This window comes from Methylocystis bryophila, assembly GCF_027925445.1.
GTDB classification, from domain to species: Bacteria; Pseudomonadota; Alphaproteobacteria; order Rhizobiales; family Beijerinckiaceae; genus Methylocystis; species Methylocystis bryophila.
The window spans coordinates 107,890-125,185 of sequence record NZ_AP027149.1; the positions used below are offsets into that span (position 1 = coordinate 107,890).

The 17,296-nt window shown below is 62.7% G+C and carries 12 protein-coding genes; 4 read left to right on the forward strand and 8 right to left on the reverse strand.

Going from position 1 to position 17,296, the window contains the following annotated elements:
* Positions 1-3 precede the first annotated feature (3 nt).
* The 3 genes from QMG80_RS00540 to QMG80_RS00550 form a co-directional block, all read right to left on the reverse strand.
* Complete coding sequence (locus tag QMG80_RS00540) at positions 4-699, reverse strand: fumarylacetoacetate hydrolase family protein (RefSeq protein ID WP_085771047.1); 696 nt, start codon at positions 697-699, stop codon at positions 4-6.
* Positions 700-992: 293 nt separating this feature from the next.
* Entirely contained in the window at positions 993-3,449 is a 2,457-nt protein-coding gene (locus tag QMG80_RS00545; protein WP_085771049.1) for a TonB-dependent receptor, read from the reverse strand.
* A 67-nt stretch (positions 3,450-3,516) separates the two neighbouring features.
* Positions 3,517-3,957 carry a hypothetical protein gene (locus QMG80_RS00550; RefSeq protein WP_085771050.1) on the reverse strand — a complete coding sequence of 147 codons (441 nt, stop codon included), beginning with the start codon at positions 3,955-3,957 and terminating at the stop codon, positions 3,517-3,519.
* A 329-nt stretch (positions 3,958-4,286) separates the two neighbouring features.
* Here QMG80_RS00550 and pheS point away from each other — a divergent pair, with 329 nt between their 5' ends.
* Positions 4,287-5,369 carry a phenylalanine--tRNA ligase subunit alpha gene (pheS, locus tag QMG80_RS00555; RefSeq protein WP_085771051.1) on the forward strand — a complete coding sequence of 361 codons (1,083 nt, stop codon included), beginning with the start codon at positions 4,287-4,289 and terminating at the stop codon, positions 5,367-5,369.
* Between the two features lie 270 nt (positions 5,370-5,639).
* Here the strand turns inward: pheS and QMG80_RS00560 are convergent, their stop codons facing one another.
* The gene (locus tag QMG80_RS00560; protein WP_085771052.1) at positions 5,640-5,837 is read right to left on the reverse strand and encodes a hypothetical protein; all 198 of its coding nucleotides are present in this window, start codon (positions 5,835-5,837) and stop codon (positions 5,640-5,642) included.
* Between the two features lie 177 nt (positions 5,838-6,014).
* On the opposite strand from QMG80_RS00560, the gene QMG80_RS00565 reads away from it, so the two are divergent.
* Entirely contained in the window at positions 6,015-6,257 is a 243-nt protein-coding gene (locus tag QMG80_RS00565) for a hypothetical protein (protein ID WP_158658653.1), read from the forward strand.
* 119 nt (positions 6,258-6,376) lie between these two features.
* Here the strand turns inward: QMG80_RS00565 and QMG80_RS00570 are convergent, their stop codons facing one another.
* Complete coding sequence (locus QMG80_RS00570) at positions 6,377-8,038, reverse strand: hypothetical protein (RefSeq protein ID WP_085771054.1); 1,662 nt, start codon at positions 8,036-8,038, stop codon at positions 6,377-6,379.
* Between the two features lie 631 nt (positions 8,039-8,669).
* On the opposite strand from QMG80_RS00570, the gene QMG80_RS00575 reads away from it, so the two are divergent.
* Positions 8,670-8,906, forward strand: coding sequence for a hypothetical protein (locus QMG80_RS00575; RefSeq protein WP_158658654.1), 237 nt, complete (start codon positions 8,670-8,672; stop codon positions 8,904-8,906).
* Positions 8,907-9,001: 95 nt separating this feature from the next.
* Here the strand turns inward: QMG80_RS00575 and QMG80_RS00580 are convergent, their stop codons facing one another.
* The 3 genes from QMG80_RS00580 to QMG80_RS00590 form a co-directional block, all read right to left on the reverse strand.
* On the reverse strand, positions 9,002-10,780 hold the full coding sequence (locus QMG80_RS00580) for an OFA family MFS transporter (protein ID WP_085771055.1): 1,779 nt from the start codon (positions 10,778-10,780) through the stop codon (positions 9,002-9,004).
* A 114-nt stretch (positions 10,781-10,894) separates the two neighbouring features.
* Positions 10,895-11,155, reverse strand: a complete 261-nt coding sequence (locus tag QMG80_RS00585) for a hypothetical protein (protein WP_085771056.1) — start codon at positions 11,153-11,155, stop codon at positions 10,895-10,897.
* 197 nt (positions 11,156-11,352) lie between these two features.
* Entirely contained in the window at positions 11,353-13,275 is a 1,923-nt protein-coding gene (locus QMG80_RS00590; RefSeq protein ID WP_085773580.1) for an OprO/OprP family phosphate-selective porin, read from the reverse strand.
* A 933-nt stretch (positions 13,276-14,208) separates the two neighbouring features.
* Between QMG80_RS00590 and QMG80_RS00595 the strand changes: the two genes are divergently transcribed.
* Positions 14,209-17,088, forward strand: a complete 2,880-nt coding sequence (locus QMG80_RS00595; RefSeq protein WP_158658655.1) for an outer membrane protein — start codon at positions 14,209-14,211, stop codon at positions 17,086-17,088.
* The last annotated feature ends 208 nt before the right edge of the window (positions 17,089-17,296 follow it).

Sequence of the window (17,296 nt, forward strand, 5' to 3'; positions counted from 1 at the left end):
GCTTCATCCCGCAATCTGCACGCGCACGGGGCCAATACTCGCGATCTCGCCCTCCGCGACATCGCCCGGGCGGAGCGGGCCCACCCCTTCCGGCGTGCCGGTGAAGATCAGATCGCCGGCCGCGAGCCGCACATAGCGGGAGAGCTCCGCGATGATCCCGGCCGTGTCGAGGATCATATCCGACAAGTCGCCTTGCTGGCGGATCGCGCCATTGACGGCAAGCGCGATTCGTCCGCCGCGGGGATGACCGACCTGCGCTGCGGGCGCAATCGCGCCGAGCGGCGCCGATTGGTCGAAGCCTTTGGCGAGGTCCCAGGGCTTGCCCTCGTCGCGCGCCCTCTTTTGCAGATCGCGCCGCGTGAGATCGATCCCGGCGGCGTAACCGAAGACATGGTCCAGCGCCGTCTCCCTCGAGATCTCCGCCCCGCCCGAATGCAGCGCCGCGACAAGCTCGATCTCATAATGGAGATCGCCGGTCATCGACGCATAGGGGATCGTCGAGCCGCTTTCGACGACGGCGTCGGCGGGCTTGGAAAAGAAGAAGGGGCGCTCCTTCGCGGGATCCTTCCCCATTTCCCGCGCGTGGGCCGCATAGTTGAGGCCGACGCACCAAATGCGCCGCACCGGAAAGCGGCGCGATTGGCCTGCGACCGCGACGCTCGGGCGCGGGAGGGAGAACAGAAATTCGGCTTCCGTCATTGAACTCTCATTTGTGCGATTGAGCTCTGAAAACCTCGGCTCCGGCCCAAGCGCTAGGCTTAGGCCCGCGGGTCTTCAGTTTCTTGCGCGCGCTTGCGATCGCCGGCGCGAATTCCTTCGCGGAGGGCCGATATCCCTCCGCCGCCTTGGCGTGCTCAACGCTATAATGCCCTAATGAGGCCGGACTTCGCAATCGAGCGATAATCTTCTCAAAGCGAGCCGCAACTGCGCAATTTCAACCCAAGAAGTGGCCGGGTCGGGCGGCGCGATCGCCGCCCGACCGATTCGCGCGATCAGAATTTCACGCGCGTTGCGACATAGAAGGAGCGCCCCATGCCCGGGACCGCGATTCCCCAAGCGGGTCCGACGGGCAAGGGGCCGGACATTGTCGCGCCATAACCGACATAAGCTCCGCCCAGCGGCAAGTAGTAGAACGAGTTGAAGACGTTCTCCACGCCGAAATCGACGCGGATATTCTTCCACTCATACGTGCTGCGCAGATTGATCAGCGTGTAGCCGCCGGTCTTCACCTCGTTCCTGACTTGCTCCACACGGTTCTTGGCTCCGACGAGCTCGGCCTCCACCGCATTCGTCCAGCCCCATAGCGTCTGCTCGAGAGACAACTTGGAGTTGATGGGCATCATTTGGTACAGGCTCCCGCCGGTGACGGTGTTCTGCCCATTGACATAGCCAAGAATGCCCTTGGCGGTGAAATCGCCGAGGGGGGTGTCCTTCGCCAGGAGCGCGCGCGCCGACGCGTCCACGCCGAAAATCCGCGCGTTCTGATTGATGAACTGCAGAGAGACGAAGCCCGTCAGCCCTGTCAGATTGTTCATCGCGGAGGTTCCGCAGACCCAAGGCGGGCAGCGCTGGACGTCGATATAGTTGGAGATATAGGTGAAATAGGGCGTGACCTGAAGCGAGAGGCCTCGCGCCGGGTCGTGCCAGTCTGCGGTCGCGCTGGCCGTGTGAGCGATTTCCGGCTGCAGGTTCAGATTGCCCACATAGTAGTTCCCGTCTCCGAACCACCCGATCATCTCCATCGGCATGATCGCGGGCGACCAGGCGTAGCGCTCGTAGAGATTCGGCGAACGGGCTTTTTGCGAATAGCCGATCGTGTAGGTCTGCATGGCGTTCGGCGTGTAAACCGTCTGCGCGGTGAGATCCCAGTTCTGATCGATGCGGCTGCGATTCGCGGCGTTGAATTTCGTAGCCGGAAATAGCGGGCCGGAATCATAGCCGGGATTGTAGCCATGCACAGGATCCGTGCTCATAAAGACCGTGTCGTTGCGAACGCCCAGCTGAGTCATCCATTCGGGATTCCAGCGCGACTCGAGTTCCGCGAAGACGTCGATCCGGTTCCGTTGTCCGTTGTTGATGTTCTGGAACGACCACGGAGCCATCCCGCCCGTCTTGTAGCGGGGCGGAAGGATCGCCGGAGAGGGGGGCCACCATTCGTCGTAATGATATTGCTGAACCTCGCCCCCGACTTTCAGCTTATGCACGTCCGTGAGGACGATATCGGCCCTGAGCTTTCCGCCTGCGTTTTGCGCGGCCGTGTCCATCGGCATGCCCGGAGCGAGGATCGTCGTGAGCGATCCGTAGTAGTATTGTTTATCGGCGTTGAAATCCATGATGTGGCGGATCGCCTGATAATAGGCCTGAGCCTCCAGACTGCCCCAGTCATACACCCCTTGGTATAAGGCATTGCCGATGATGCTTCTATTCTCTGTCATGTCCATGCGCTGGTTTGGATAATTCTGGTATGGAATATGTTGCAAGCTGAAATCGACTTTCAGCGAGTGGTTCTCATGCTGGAATGCGGCCACGATATCGTGATTTTGCGCCTGATAAGAAGTCGAGCCGACCTCGTTGGCGTTCAACCACGGCGTAAACGCGCCCGTTATCGTGAACGGAAGCGTATTGTTGGTCCAAAGATAGGCCGGATGCCAGAGCTGGAAATTCCCGCCGGCCGTATAGTTTTGCGACCGCGCATAAGACCCCTTGTAGCTGAGGCTGAAATTCTGCGTGGCTGCGGTCGTCGACAGATTGCCGCCATAGGCGCTGCCGTTGCTGCGGAAATAGGAGCCGATCTCGCCCTTCGTCAGCAGCGGCTGAGCCGGGGAAGCGAAGGCCGGCGGCGCCGGATCGACGAGGATCGCCCCGCCGACGCTGTCTCCGCCGACGCTCACCGGAACAATGTTGTTGAAGACGCGGATATCGCCCACCTGAAATGGAGCGATGTAGGAGAGCGGCGGGTTCATGTGGTTTGCGCAGGCGGACAACACAGGCACGCCCCCGATCGTGACATGCAGCCGATCGTCGCCCAGGCCATCCAGAACCGGGAGGCCGGAAACGCCGCCATTATTGTAAACGGCCGCGCCCGGCACATCGCGCAGCAATTGGGCCGTATCGGAGGTCCGCGGCGCGACGGCTTCCACCTCCTCGTGGGTCACGATGGCGTTGCCGAGCGTGGTGATCACCTTTGGCGGGGCGACAGGGGCTTGTGGCGGCGCGACTGGGGCCTCTGGCGGAGCGACTGGGGCTGAGCTGCGTGGCGCCGGGGCCTCGGCAGTGCGTGCGCTTGGGGCCGGGGGACGACGATTGTTATGGGCGGCGGCGAGCGCCGGCCGGTGCCGGGCGGCTCCGATGTTGACTACGGGGAGCACAGTTTCCGCCTGCGCCGTCGCGGTCGACGCGAGCATGATGATCGCAAGGCTTGCGCCCCGCATGAGTTGGGAACGAGACATAGCTTTCTCCTGCGCCCCGAAGTTCGTGGCGTTCTGAGTTGAGTCGATGCGGTTGAGGGATTGGGACTCAGGAGAAAGAGGGAGGCGCCCGCGCGGAGAACGCCAATGTGCGTTGCCCCCGAGGCAGATCATGGTCTCGGCGCGAATAGGGCGCATCGGGGTCGCCCGTCCGCAGGCTGGCGACGAAGGCCGACCGCGCAGCCACCCCATCGGCGTCCTCGCCGATGGGTAGACAGCAGTCGTGCAAAGGATCGGCGCAGCGCTCGTGGCTGGCGCTATCGGTCTGAGAGGCGGAGCAATCACCGGCGAGATTCTGTTCGCCAGTCGACAAGCCGAGCTGCTCGGAGCCGGCCCGAATCGGCGCCGTCAGCGCGGACGCCGGCAGGAGCGCCGCCAGAAGCAGGAGGCGTAAGCCCCACATCAAGGCCGTCAAGCCGGTTCGAGATTCTTTGTCCACTGCCGCCGCCGATCTGCTCGCCCCGCGCTTGGCCTCCGCGGGTCTCTGCATTACTTGCGCTCTACAGAGGTGACGAGCTTTAGCTCCCATTTCGTTGCACAGAATCTCGAACGCCAGCAATGAAGCCGGACAGCTCTACGCAACGAAAGGGTCGTTAATGAGAAGAATAACAAGCTTCGACTGACTCTGCCTAGATTGAAAGCAGTCTCATTTTTAAATTCTTCACTTATGTGACATTTATGTCACCGCTGTCACAATGACCGGCCGCCCTGTTCTTACGCGCCGCGAGCCGATCAGCGCACGAGCTGTCCCTTCGCCTCGACAGGCCTGCGCGCGCGTGGCAGAAGCGCGCGCATCCGATTTTCACCGAGCGCAGCAGCATGACCGATCTCGCAAGCCTCCAGTCCGAGTTCATCGCCAGGGTCGAGGCCGCCGACTCCGAGGCGGCGCTCGAGGCCGTGCGGGTCGCGGCGCTCGGCAAGAAGGGGGCGATCTCGGAGCTCCTCTCGACGCTCGGCCGCATGGCGCCCGAGGAACGCAAGACGGAAGGCGCGAAGATCAACGCGCTCAAGGACGCGGTCGCAACCAGCATCGCCGAGCGCCGGACCGTGCTGGAGGCGCAGGCGCTCGAAGCGCGGCTCGCCGCGGAGCGACTCGATCCGACGCTGCCCGCGCCGCCGAGCGCCCAGGAGCGGGGCCGTGTGCACCCGGTCTCGCAGGTGATGGAGGAGCTCGCCGTCATCTTCGCCGACATGGGTTTCGCCGTCGCCGAAGGGCCGGACATCGAGACCGACGACTACAACTTCGTGAAGCTCAACGTGCCGGAGGGTCATCCGGCGCGCGAGATGCAGGACACTTTCTATTTCCCGCCCGGACCGAACGGCGAGCGCAAGCTGCTGCGCACCCACACGAGCCCCGTGCAGGTTCGCACCATGCTGACGCAGCCGCCGCCGCTGCGCGTGATTTGCCCCGGCCGCGTCTATCGCTGCGACTCGGACCGCACCCACACCCCGATGTTCCACCAGATCGAGGGCCTCGTCGTCGATGAATCGACGCATATGGGTCATCTCAAATGGGTTCTGGAGGAGTTCCTGAAGGCCTTTTTCGAGGTGAAGACGCTGGATCTGCGCTTCCGCCCTTCCTTCTTCCCCTTCACCGAGCCCTCCATGGAAGTCGACGTGCGCTGCCGGCGCGGAGCCGACGAGGTGCGAATCGGCGAGGGCGACGACTTCATGGAGATTTTGGGCTGCGGCATGGTGCATCCGAAGGTCTTGAAGAACTGCGGACTCGACCCCGACGTGCATCAGGGCTTCGCCTTCGGCGTCGGCCTCGACCGCCTCGCCATGCTGAAATACGGCATGCCGGACCTGCGGGCCTTTTTCGACGGCGACCTGCGCTGGCTGGAACATTATGGTTTTCGGACGCTCGACGTCCCGAGCCTCGCGGGGGGCTTGAGCGGTTGAGGCCGGCCGACTGCTAGCGCCCTCGCTCATCGGCTTCATGCAAAGCCCCCTCCCTATCCCTCCCCCCCGCTTTCACGGGGGAGGGATATGCCTCACAGCAATGACTCGAGTTCTATGACAAGGCGCCGAATCCGCTCCCTCTCCAGCGAAGCGGGGGAGGGTTGGGCAGGGGCAAGAGTCGCGTTCAGGCCGAACGACCGCTCGAGGCCCGCCGCGCGCAAAAGGCCGCGCCTGGGAAAGGCGCGGCCTCTGCCATGACGTTCGTAAATCTTACTTTGCGGCGGCGGCTTTTCGCGTCATCATCTCGATCGCCGTCACGGCTTCGGAGACGTTCAACCAGTTTTCCGCCTGCTCCTCGTTCTTGAACTCCTTGCCGAGATGGGCCGGGGTCTCCTGTCCCGGCAAATGAAGAAAACACGCCCATTTTCCGCTGGGTAATTGCTCGATGGTGACCTTGGGATCTGCCATTTCCTCACCTTGGATGCCGGCGCGTTGTCAGGATTGCGCCAATTCTCCGCGATGGGTTGCGAAAGCAATAATTTCGCCAGCGTGCGAATATGATGCATTTCGCGCGCTGTGGCGCGTTTGCCGCTCGAAGGGAATCGTTCGAGCGACAAAATCGCGCTAAATCAAAGGCTGGCAACAATGCGTCACCCAGGTTTCAGAGCGAGAATCGAGCAGGTCAAACGCGCCAGAAGCGGCCTGAAATTACTTCTTCTCGGCGGCGTTGCGGCCGTCGCGGGCTTTTCGTTGAGCGGGATGGTGACGGTCCCCGTCCGGAGCAATCCAGCGGCCTGGGCCTATCAATGGGCGGTCGTTCTCGTTTTGATTGGCCTCGCCGTATGGGTGGCGGCCAAGATCATCGGCTACCCGCCGTCGTCGGATTAGAGCCCACGGTTCGGCGCCTCGCGAACAAAGCGTCATTCCTCAAGTGCAGTCGCAAAAAAAACCGCCGGCCGCTGACTGCGGCCGGCGATCGCTACTCTTAAGCGCGCGAGGCGCCGTCGTCAGTCGAAGGGATAATAACGGAAGCTGGTCAGGATCATGCTGTCGTGGCCCGAGGACGCGCCGCCCAGATAGCTCCAGAAGCCGTCCTTCCAGGTGTAGGAATATTGCAGACCCGCTTTGATCTTGCCGGCCGGCCCGGCGTAGAAAGTATGCCAGATCCCGCCAGTCGCCTGACGAACGTCCTTGATGTTGCCGCTGCAGGCTGTTCCGGTGAACGGAGCCGGCGTGGCAGCGCCAGCGAACTCGTTCTCGGCGTTGCAGCCCCAGTTGGAGTAGTACGGGCTGCCGTAGCCGCCGACGACGAGCCTCGTAACTCCGCCGACGTTAGCGCCATAATATTGCGCGTTCTTGTTCTGGAACTCGCCGCCGTAGAAGCCGTAGATGTCGGTCTGGCTGGTCGGGTGCAGCGTCGCGCCGACGAGCAGGAAGCGCTCGGTGATCGGCAGAGGCGCGCCGCTGACGCTGATCGCCGCGTCGTTGAGCACGCCGTAGCGGCCGATGCCGCGACCCACGACGCCTTGCGCCTGCACGTCCAGGAGCTTCGGCACGACCTCGAGGATCACGCTGCCGCCGCCGCCACCGCCCCAGGCGTGCTGATTGCCCCAAAGGCTGCGATCGGTGAAGTCGCGGACGATGCCGAAGCCTTCGATATGGAGCTTACGATCGGGCAGGTAGGGCACATCCCAAGCCGCCTTGCCGATGAAATCGGGCATACGGTTGAAGCTATAGTTGTTCGCGGCGTTGAACAGGCCACCGCCAGCCGGAGCAGCGGTGACAAAAGGTCCTGCATAGCCTGCGGGCCACAAGGCGGAGGACGTCGTGACGCTCGAGAAGGGACCGCCCACCCAGCCAGGGTTGTTGCTGATCAAAGCGGGCGTCCCGGCCCAGGTCTGCGCCGAGCCTTCGGCCGAGAAGGCGACCCAGAATTCCTTGTTGAAGTCCTTGGAGATACGGACGCCCGGTTGACGCGACCAGAAGAAGCCGGGGAGGTATTGGGCGTCGATCGTCGGCGGAGTCAGGTAGCTATCGATTTTGGTGCCGACCGAGTTCGTCGTCGCGAGAGACCATGTCTGGCCAGCCGAAAAATGCAGGCCGTAAGTGTCATTGTCGACGTTCCACCAGAACTGGCGCATACGCAGATTGTAGGAGTTGCTCTGGTTCGAATTGGCCGTCTGGGCGGCGCCCAGGAAGTCGGTCTCGACATAGCCAGTGATATGGTTCAGCGGATCGAGGTCGCCCTTCACCTTGAGGGCGAGGCGCGACTGGCGCGCCGAGAAGCGGAACTCATCCGTATGGCCCGCTGGCTGGAAGCCGTAGGGAATGTTCTGGAACGGCGTGTTGATGTCGGCGCCGAGCCAGTTGCTGCGGCGAATGCTTTCCAGCGCGATGAAGCCGCCCGGAGTGATCGTGAGACCCTTGAAGTGGAACGAGTCTTCCCCCACCGGCTCAGGCGCCGGCCCCTTGACGAACAGAGTGGGCGCTTCGCCCGCTTTCGACCTGCGCGCCACGGCGTCCTGCTTGGCGACCTTCGCCTCGAGCGCTTTCACGCGGGCGAGCAGCGCCTGGATTTCCGCGCGATCGTCCGTCGCTTGCGCGGGCGCCACGGCCGCCATTCCGAAAGCGGCGATCAAGATCGCGCGCTGTGCAACTGAGAACTTCATGAGAGGTGCCTCCCTCGGTTGGTGATGCGCGCAAGAAACTGGCGCCGCGTGACGGTTGCGTGACAACTGAATGATTTGAGGGCTTAGGGATACCCCTTAGGCGCAAAAAACGAGAAGCGTGGCATTTTCGCCACAGTAACTGTGGCTAAATAGACACAGAGGAGCGCAACTCAAAGGCCAAGGAGACTGAACTTGACTGTTGCAAAAATGCCACACCTGCAAATGAAACAGCAATAGACTTTGCCCTTGTAAAGATTCCCTTAGCAATAGGCTGCTGCGCCTGGATGCAAGCGATTCGCATCAGCAGCCGGGGCCCCCGATCCGTGCTCACGAATGATTCGTAAGTTGCGCATCGCTGATCTGCGCCCACTGCCTCGCGCTCACCTTGGAGAGGGAGGAGGGTCGACTCCCGGGCGGAGCCTCCCGAAAGACAGTAAAGCCTAAGCTATTTCGTCATATAAATCATAAACAACAGAAATATCATGCAGATAACAGCAATCACTTGGTTTGGACAGACAGCGGTTTTCCGTATTAAATCTTTAAAATTACGTACGGCGGGTTGTTTCTCGAGCCAGGAATCACAGCTTGGGTCCGGAAGGAGGCAGCTTGGTCTCAGAAGGAGGTTGCCGTCATGTCAACAAATACACGCAGAACGGTCGCTGCAGCGCTTGCGCTGCTGGGAACCGTCGGGGTCGCTCCGGCCCATGCAGACTCCACGGCTTGCACGCGGTGGGACGAGAGCGATTCGATACGTTGCTTCGAGTGCATGCAGCGGGTTTGGACCGGTTACGACTGGACTATCGTGAACACCTGCCCGCGGCGCAGCACCGTGCCGCCCTATGCCTGGGGATACGGATACGTCCGTTAGAGCATGTCCGTCGGGACATGCTCTACGGAGAACTCGCGCCAAATCGAAAAGCTGGCGCGAGTTTCGATTTTTAGGGCTTTGAGCGGAACATCCGCTCAATGGAACATCGCCGCGGTCTTTTGTAGCGTGACCCACACGCCCCACGCCAAGGGCGCGCCCACGACGAGCCACGCCAGGCCCATGACGATGACGCCGCCCACACCCAATGCAGGCCTCGTCCCAGCGCGACCTGCGCGAACCGCCCTGCCCTGGCGCTCTTCTTCTTCGAAGTCCTCGAAGTCGGCGGGGCCGCCATCGTCTTCGCGCCTGACAGCCGCGACGGTCGTGTGCTTTTCGGCCGCCACCTCCTCGTCGGTCATGAAATATTTGGCGGCGACCGGGCGCACGAGGAGGTCGCAGATGAGGCCTATGACGAGAAGTCCGGCCAACACATACATCGTCTGGTCGTAGACGGCCGCCTTCGGCGCCCCGGCTGCAAGCTGGCGCTCGCGAAAGGAGGTGACGAGCCAGGGACCGACCACACCCGCGGTGGACCAGGCGGTGAGCAGGCGGCCGTGGATGGCGCCGACCATATGCGTGCCGAACAAGTCCGCCAGATAGGCCGGGATCGTGGCGAAGCCGCCCCCGTACATTGTCAGGATGACGCTGAAGGCGAGCACGAAGACCGCGAGCAGCCCCGCGCGCGCCGCCGCGGGAGCGAGCGCGTAAAGCACGCCGCCGAGCAGAAAGAAGACGGCGTAGGTCAGCTTTCGTCCGAGCCGGTCGGAGAAGCTCGCCCAACCGATGCGTCCGAAGATGTTGCACAAGGAGAGAAGACCGGTGAAGCCCGCGGCGATCGTCGCAATCTGCGTTTTTTGCGTTGCGCTGAGGCTGTCGAAACCGATGTCCAAGCCGAGAAGCCGGCCGCCGAAGACCTCCTGCAGCATGGGCGAGGCCATGCTCAGCACGCCAATGCCGGCGCTGACGTTCAAGCAGAGCACGCCCCAAAGCAGCCAGAACTGCGGGGTTTTCCACGAGGTCTCGAGATGCACGTGGCGATGCGTCACCATGGCGTTGGCGGCGGGCGCGGGCGGCGTCCAGCCCGCAGGGGTCCAGCCGTCGCGCGGCACCCGATAGCCGAAGGCGCCGCAGACCATGAAGACGAAATAGATCAACCCCAGGGCCAAGAAAGTTTGCCAGACGCCGACTTCGTTCGGCGTGGCGAGACGCCTGAAGACGGCGTCGAGGGGCGCAAGCGCCGCTGGCGCGGAGGGCGCGGCGCTCGTGAAATAGCCGATGAGATAATTGGCCAGCGGCGCGCCGATCATCGCGCCGCCGCCGAAACCCATGATGGCGAGCCCCGTCGCCATGCCGCGGCGGTCAGGGAACCATTTGATCAGCGTCGAGACCGGGGAGATGTAGCCGAGGCCGAGGCCAATCCCGCCGATCACGCCGGAGCCGAGCCAGATCAGCCAGAGCTGGTGCGCGTAGACGCCGAGCGCCGACATCAGGAGGCCGCCGCACCAGCAGAAGGCCGAGGCGAGGCCGGCCTTGCGCGGGCCGGCGGTCTCCAGCCAGTGACCGAACACGGCTGCGGAGGAGCCAAGGAAGACAATCGCGAAGGTGAAGGTCCAAGTGAGCGAGCTGATCTTCCAATCGCAATCTCTCGCGATCGCCTCGGCGAAAAGGCTCATGTCGGCCGGACAGGTCTTGGCGCTTGTAACGCCGATCGCCTTCGAGAGCGGCAGCCAAAACACGCTGAAGCCGTAAATCATGCCGATGCAGAGATGGATGGCCAAGGCCGCCGGCGGGACCAGCCAACGATTGAAGCTCGGTCCGGCGACCGTGCGTTCGCGGCTCAGGAAGCCCGGCTTCCCGGCGATCGACTGCAACATCTCAATGTCTCCGAAATTCGTGTGATGACTCGGCTTTAGCATAAATCCTGAAAATGGAGCCAACAAGCAGGCTGCCATCGAGACGGATAGATTTGGCCGGAGACTTCGAGGCTTTCAGCGGCAGCGCGCGTTCAGGCTCTCGGCGATGTTGGCGCCGTAATTGGTCGTCCCCTGCAATTGAACATGGAAAACTTCGCCGGGCTCGACTGAAAACGGCCCGCGAGGCCCAACCACGACAGACCTGCGAACCGGCGTCCAGGATCCGTCGGGGTTTTGGCGAAAGTCCGCGCAGGAGAGTGAGGCGGCCTGCGCGACCGTCCCTGTATAAAGCAGGCTCGCCGCCGCGAGCAGTAAAAAGGAAGTTCGTGATCGCATTGCCGCGCTCCCGCACCGCGCCCTTCCTCTCTGCATAACAAGCAGAGATCGAGAGTCATCGCCGAAGTATCTGCTCCCGCGACAGTGGATTTCAAGGAGCCGCCCCGGCCTCGCGCCAAGCCAAGAAGGGCGCCCCGGCCCTGCCGGAGCGCCCGCTCTCGTAATTGATTCTGGCCAGACATACGAAAACCCGCGACTCACCAATCGACTTGCGTGCGCAGGATGACGGTCGTCGGATGCACGCCATTGAGCCAGGGCTGGCTATAGGGCGCGCTGAGCGCCATCACGCGGGTGACGTTCAGCATGAAGCGTATGCCGTTCTCGGGATACCAATTGACGCCGACCGTCGCATCCTGCTGACGGCCGCCGAGCACGCCGGCGTTGTAAATGGCGAGCTTGTTCGTGCCAAAGCCCTTGCTGGTGATGGCTCCTATGGGGGCCAAGGCGTAGAGGGTGTTGTAATAATTGCCTTGGAACGGCCCGCTGTTCAGATCGACCTCGCTGAGGCGCCCGGTCAGCGCGACGGCGCCAATTCCACCCGCGCTGAGCGGATGCTTGATTGTCACTTGTCGGAAGCCGCCGGGGTTGGAGTTATTGTCGACCTGATAGGCGGAGGCCTTCGATTCTCCGGTCAGGAACCACATGGCGGAGAGGTAATAGCCGCTGAAATACATCGACGCGCCGCCCGGCGAGAACGGATAGGGGTAGAAGCTTTTGGCGGCAGGAGCCCAGTAGCTATTGGTCACCGAGGCCGCATAATTGGCCCGCAGGACCGCATAAGGGTCGCGGTTATATTGCGAGCCCATATATTCCGCCTGGAAGAATAGGGGGCCATAGGCGGCGGCGAGCTCCGCGCCGAAAGTCAGGACGCTCTTCAAGCAATGGCCGGCGATCGCAGTCTGCGAGATCTGCTGACCGAAAAGGGGCACATAGCCCGCGCTGGTCGAGGAGATCAGGCCGTTCGGATCGGCGGTCACACCGAGATTTCCGGTGGGAATGTTCGAGCAGGAGAGGTCCGGTGTGCCGAGCAGGTTCTCCTTGAGGACGTTGCTTTCGGACGCAGTGTTGGAGCCCAGCGCCAGGACCCGGTCGTCGTTGGCCGCGGTCGAGTCGTTCGGGCGGTGATAACGACCCGAGGCGCCGAAGTGCAGAAGCCTGTCCTCGCTCCAGATGGGCGCATAGGTCGCCCTTGCCGTGATGTCATAATATTGCCTGCCGCCCGTCGAGACCCAGTTCGCCTGGCTTCCGACGCCGACGGGCACGGCGGTCATCGCCGCCGGCTTCAGGGACGCGTCTTCGAGGCTCGTCGAGGAGACGGCAGTCTTGAAGGTCCAGTCGGAGCCGTGCGTCAGAAGCGCAAGGCCGACGTGACGCGAGGCCCCGAAAGTGTCGGACATCAGGGAACGCTCGACGAAGTCGATGTAGTTTTTGGATTCGCTGCGCTCCAGCCCATGCGGCAGGAAGAAGTTGCCGACCTGCACCTCGATCGGGTTCGGCAGGAAGGGCGGCTTGAAGCCTGGATAGATGAGCGCGAGATAGGCGTCGCGGATGCCGCCCGCCGCGCCGACGGTCGTCGCGTTGGAGCCGCCGACAAAGTCATATTGGAGCTTGTATTCCCAGATTCTGCGCAGGCGGCCCTCCACCTGCAGACGCGCCTGAGTGATGTTCGCGGTCTCGGACAGTCCCCGCTCCGGCTGCGTCGAAAGTCCGCCATCGACGTAGAAGCGGCCGCCGATGTGGAAGCTGTCGGCCTTGTCGAGCGACTGGACCGTCAGGCCGTGGCTGAGGTCGATCGTATAGGGGAAGGCGGTCGCAGCGATCGGCCCTTTCGTAATCGGATCATGCGCTGAAGCGCTTGTGGACGCCGGGGCGGCTGCGGGCTTGGTCGCCTTGGCGGCGACTTCCTTTATCTTGCGATCCTGCTGCGCTGACTTGTCCTGGTAGCGGTGAAGCTCATCCTTCAACGAGCGCACCTCGCCCATCGTCGCCTCGAGCTGCGCCTTGAGCGCGCGGATTTCCGCCGCGGTGTCCTCAGCCAGGGCCGCGCTGACGGGGAGCAGCGCCGTCGCGCCGAGCGCCGCGGCGGCCAATGTCGAACGTCTTCTTGTCTCTGGCTTCATGACGGGCGCCTCCACTGCGCTTTGCCTTGATCATCCCGCCGCGCGGCGGTTCCTGACGCCAGACAAAAGGCAAGACGGTCTTTTGTCAATTAACTTTATAAACTTTATCGTTTTTATTGTCATAATTCCAATCTCCTGTGTCTTGAACGCCACAGTTGGAGCCTAGCCAGGGCGCGCGCCGCTTCGGAAGCAAGGCGCCCGACCTTGACGAGCCTAAAAGCGAGGACAATTTGGCCTAAATTCCGGACGCGGAAGAGGGAAACCGGCAAAAAAGACTTCTGGTCGATCGCGACACGCCGCGTTAGCCCCCTACAAGCCGCGCCTCCTTCAAAGATCGCTCCTTCGGCAAGCGTCGATCCCTATGGCTTTCTTGCAACACCCTCCGAGAATTTTTCAAAAACGCGAAATTTGAGCTTTGCGGGAGTCCGAAAGCGACTATGTTCGGCGAACAGTAATGGATTTACAGCCTGCGCTCCGCCAGCCATTGGCGGAGCACAGCAATGCTTCGCGGGCGGCGTTCCGGCGCCACATCGCCTGTTGCTATGATTAAATGGCAAGTTTCAGAGAATTTACGCGCAATCAGCTCTCTGCAAAGTGATTTTGCAGAGAGCCGCGCGCTTTTGTTGCCAGAACGAGCTACTTGCACGCCAATTGAGAATATTGCCTAGTAAGTATGCAGTCAGCGTTGCTTTATTAACAGGGTATTATAAGAATAGCCGATCGTTGCATATATGTCACACACGCAGAAATACGTATTTGATACAGGATATGCCGTTGATCGAGCTGTGAATCGCTATATACTTTGAATGCGCGCTCTTCCGACACTAGGGAATGGTCTTAGCAAGCGAAGCGGATCCGGGGACTCGAAACCGCTTCGGGAGGCAGGACCGACAGGCAGTCCTCGAGCCCGGGCAGAGCGTAACGGAGCAGAGAATGAACAAGAGGTTTTCGCAGCGGTTCCGTCGTCTTGCGACGGTGAGCCTCCCGACGCTTCTGGCCGTCGGCGGTCTTGGCGCGACTCCCCTGCCAGCAGGCGCGGTGGATCTTTCCGGCTTGCTGGGAATGGGGACGCAAAGCGAGGAGCCGGCGACGAAGCCGCCGCCGCCGCCGCTCTCCGTGTTCGGGGACAGCATGCCCGAGCCCGGCCATGTGACGCTCTCGGTCATTCCGCACTTCGGCGAAAACGGCCATCTGCGGGTGGGCACGCAGAACGTCACCCAGCAGCAGGTCGCCTCGACCCTTCCCGGCTGGTACTGGGATCCGGCGGTGAACTACACGACGATGCCACAGGCGCAGTTCCTGGAATCACAGAGCGTGACGCTCGCCTATGGCATCATGAAGGATCTGTCGATCGTACTTCTGACCGGCACGCAGGAGAAGCACTCGCATCTTGTGGTCATGAACGCCGCGTCGGTGAACGGCAAGTCGATCGGCCAGTTCTTCACGCTCGACCCGCGCGGCACGAGCTATCCGGGCACCGACAGCCTGCTCGACACGCAGGCGGCGCTCATCTGGCGCGCCTATGAGGACAAGATCAACCGTGTGAAGCTCAATCTCGGCATGTCCTTCCCGACCGGCAGCAACCACAATATGGGCGGCGCCGTCCTGAATACTCAGGGAGGTTACGGCTTCCTTTACGGCGCCAACGGGGTCGGGAACCAAATCAATCAGGCCTTCTATGGCATGCAGACCGGCACCAACACCTTCGACGTGCTGCCGGGCGTCATGTATGCTGGCGCGATCCTCCCCTGGTCCTGGGGCGTCTCCTACCGCGCGCGTCTCCCGCTCACCACGAATCCGGAAGGCTACAAGTGGGGCAATTACCAGGAGGCGAACGGCTGGATCGGCTACACATGGTTCAAAGGCTTCACGACCACCTTCCGGTTGAATTACAGCGTTCAAAGCCAGATCTCCGGCGGCGATTTGTGGCTCATGGGCAAGCTGCCGAGCGCCAACCCCAATAACTACGGCGGCAAGGTGATCCAGGTCTTCGGCGGCGCCGACATTGACGGCGCGCTCCTGGGCGCTCCGGGCTTTTCGGTCGGCCTCGAGGCCGGCGTGCCCGTCTATCAGAACCTGAACGGCCCACAGCTCTCCAGAATCTGGCAGGCCGGCATGGCGCTGCGCTGGCGGGTCGGCGAGGAGCAAAAGGAAGAGAAGGTCTCGAAGGGCGGGATCTTCAAGGGGCCGGCGCCAGAGTCCACCAAGCCGCGCGCGCCGTGGGACGGCGTGTATGCGGGCGTGACCAGCGGCTACACCTTTGCGGCGAACACCGCCACCCACTTCACCTATGCGGGGTCCCCGGGCTCGCCGGGCTTCCTCAGCCTCTATGCGCAGGGGGCGCTTCCTGCGGAAGTCGATCTCAACAGCCAGGGCGTCATCGCCGGCGCAGAGGTCGGTTACAACCGGCAGCTCGCAGAGAAATATGTCGTCGGCCTCGAGGCGGATCTCTCGGGACTGGGCGTCGGCAACAGCAGCAAGGGCTCCTGGCAAGGAACGACGACGCCCGCCTATCTGCAGGCGGGCCGAAATCAGCACTTCTTCGGAACGGTGCGCGCCCGCGCGGGCTATCTCGCAACGCCCGAAGTGCTTGTCTACGCCACGGGCGGCTTGGCCTTCGGCGAGAACGACCTCAACGCGACCTATTTCGCTCCGACCCTGAAGCCCGCCCTTTACCTAGGCGGCAGCCAGTACGGACAGGTCGACATGTTTACCGGCTGGACCGCCGGCGCGGGCGTCGAGTGGCTGGTCAATCCCGCCTGGAGCCTGAAGGCCGAGTATCTCTACTACGACCTCGGCACGGTCAACACAGCGAACATCGGCCCGCTTTGGTACTCCATCACCAAGCCCGGATCCTGGTCGAACGCGGGCTACAGGGCCGACTTCAGCGGCAATGTCTTGCGCGTCGGCGTAAACTATCACTTCGGCAGAGATTCCGCCGATCCGGTGGCGCCCGGCGCGCCGCTTCTCGCCGCGGGTCTGCCCTCGACGAAAGGAGCGCCCGCGTCCGCGCCTCTGCCGCCTCAGTGGCACGGCCTCTACGCCGGCTTGAATGCGGGCGCCCGTATCGCCGGCGACGACGCGGTGAGCCACACGACCTACGCCACCGGCCCCGGCTTCGACGCCGGCACGGTCCTCGCCGGAACCTATCCCGTCAGGTTCTATAACGGCTCTGGCTTCATCGGCGGAGCGCAGGCCGGCTACAACTATCAGCTCGCTCTCGGCAAAGGCATGAAAGATCTGGTGCTGGGCGTCGAGACGGATATTCAGGGTCTCACAGCCTCGGACAGCGAATACGCCTCCAATCTGGCGTTGAGCTATCTGTCCCCCGGCGGCCACGTTTTCACGGGGACCAATTTCAACCGGAGCATCGACTACTTGGGCACGCTGCGCGGTCGTGTCGGCCTCGTGCTGAAACCGACTGTGCTCGCTTATGTGACCGGCGGCTTGGCCTATGGCGGCGTGAGCTTCAGCAGTCGGGGGATGAGCGACGTCATGACGGCGACGAGCGCCCTGGCGGGCGTCGGCTTTGGGGGCTCGAGCCTGTCGGACACGAAGGCCGGCTACGCGCTCGGCGGCGGCGTCGAGTGGGCGTTCCTGCCCAACTGGAGCCTCAAGGCCGAATATCTCTATTACAACCTCGGCACGTACACGAGCCACGCGCCGCATCTCGAGATGTTGCTGGCGACCGGAGCGGCCGCTTCGAACACTGCAGGAGTTGATAGCCTCACTTTCGACGGTCACGTGCTCCGCACCGGCGTGAACTATCACTTCAACGGCTTCGCGGCGGAGCCCGTGCTCGCCAAATACTGACCGAGGCCGCATCTCTCTCGAGGATCGGCTCACATACGACCGGGGGGGCGCGCGGCGTCCCCCGGTTCGTTTTCGAATTGGCGCGCGCAGCAGCGGGGCGCGGCCCTCCCCTCCCCGCTCCGCCGTTTAGACCACTCTTTTGTAGCTCGGCATGTCCGTCCGGATGCTGGCGGCGCTCGCGCGTTTCCCGCGCGAACGGAATCGTTCG

Coding starts and splice junctions, on each gene's coding strand:
- QMG80_RS00545 (WP_085771049.1), bottom strand. CDS start 3,449: ATGTCTCGTTCCCAACTCATGCGGGGCGCAAGCCTTGCGATCATCATG.
- QMG80_RS00575 (WP_158658654.1), top strand. CDS start 8,670: ATGTCAACAAATACACGCAGAACGGTCGCTGCAGCGCTTGCGCTGCTG.
- QMG80_RS00540 (WP_085771047.1), bottom strand. CDS start 699: ATGACGGAAGCCGAATTTCTGTTCTCCCTCCCGCGCCCGAGCGTCGCG.
- QMG80_RS00565 (WP_158658653.1), top strand. CDS start 6,015: ATGCGTCACCCAGGTTTCAGAGCGAGAATCGAGCAGGTCAAACGCGCC.
- QMG80_RS00570 (WP_085771054.1), bottom strand. CDS start 8,038: ATGAAGTTCTCAGTTGCACAGCGCGCGATCTTGATCGCCGCTTTCGGA.
- QMG80_RS00560 (WP_085771052.1), bottom strand. CDS start 5,837: ATGGCAGATCCCAAGGTCACCATCGAGCAATTACCCAGCGGAAAATGG.
- QMG80_RS00550 (WP_085771050.1), bottom strand. CDS start 3,957: ATGCAGAGACCCGCGGAGGCCAAGCGCGGGGCGAGCAGATCGGCGGCG.
- QMG80_RS00590 (WP_085773580.1), bottom strand. CDS start 13,275: ATGAAGCCAGAGACAAGAAGACGTTCGACATTGGCCGCCGCGGCGCTC.
- QMG80_RS00595 (WP_158658655.1), top strand. CDS start 14,209: ATGAACAAGAGGTTTTCGCAGCGGTTCCGTCGTCTTGCGACGGTGAGC.
- QMG80_RS00585 (WP_085771056.1), bottom strand. CDS start 11,155: ATGCGATCACGAACTTCCTTTTTACTGCTCGCGGCGGCGAGCCTGCTT.
- pheS (WP_085771051.1), top strand. CDS start 4,287: ATGACCGATCTCGCAAGCCTCCAGTCCGAGTTCATCGCCAGGGTCGAG.
- QMG80_RS00580 (WP_085771055.1), bottom strand. CDS start 10,780: ATGTTGCAGTCGATCGCCGGGAAGCCGGGCTTCCTGAGCCGCGAACGC.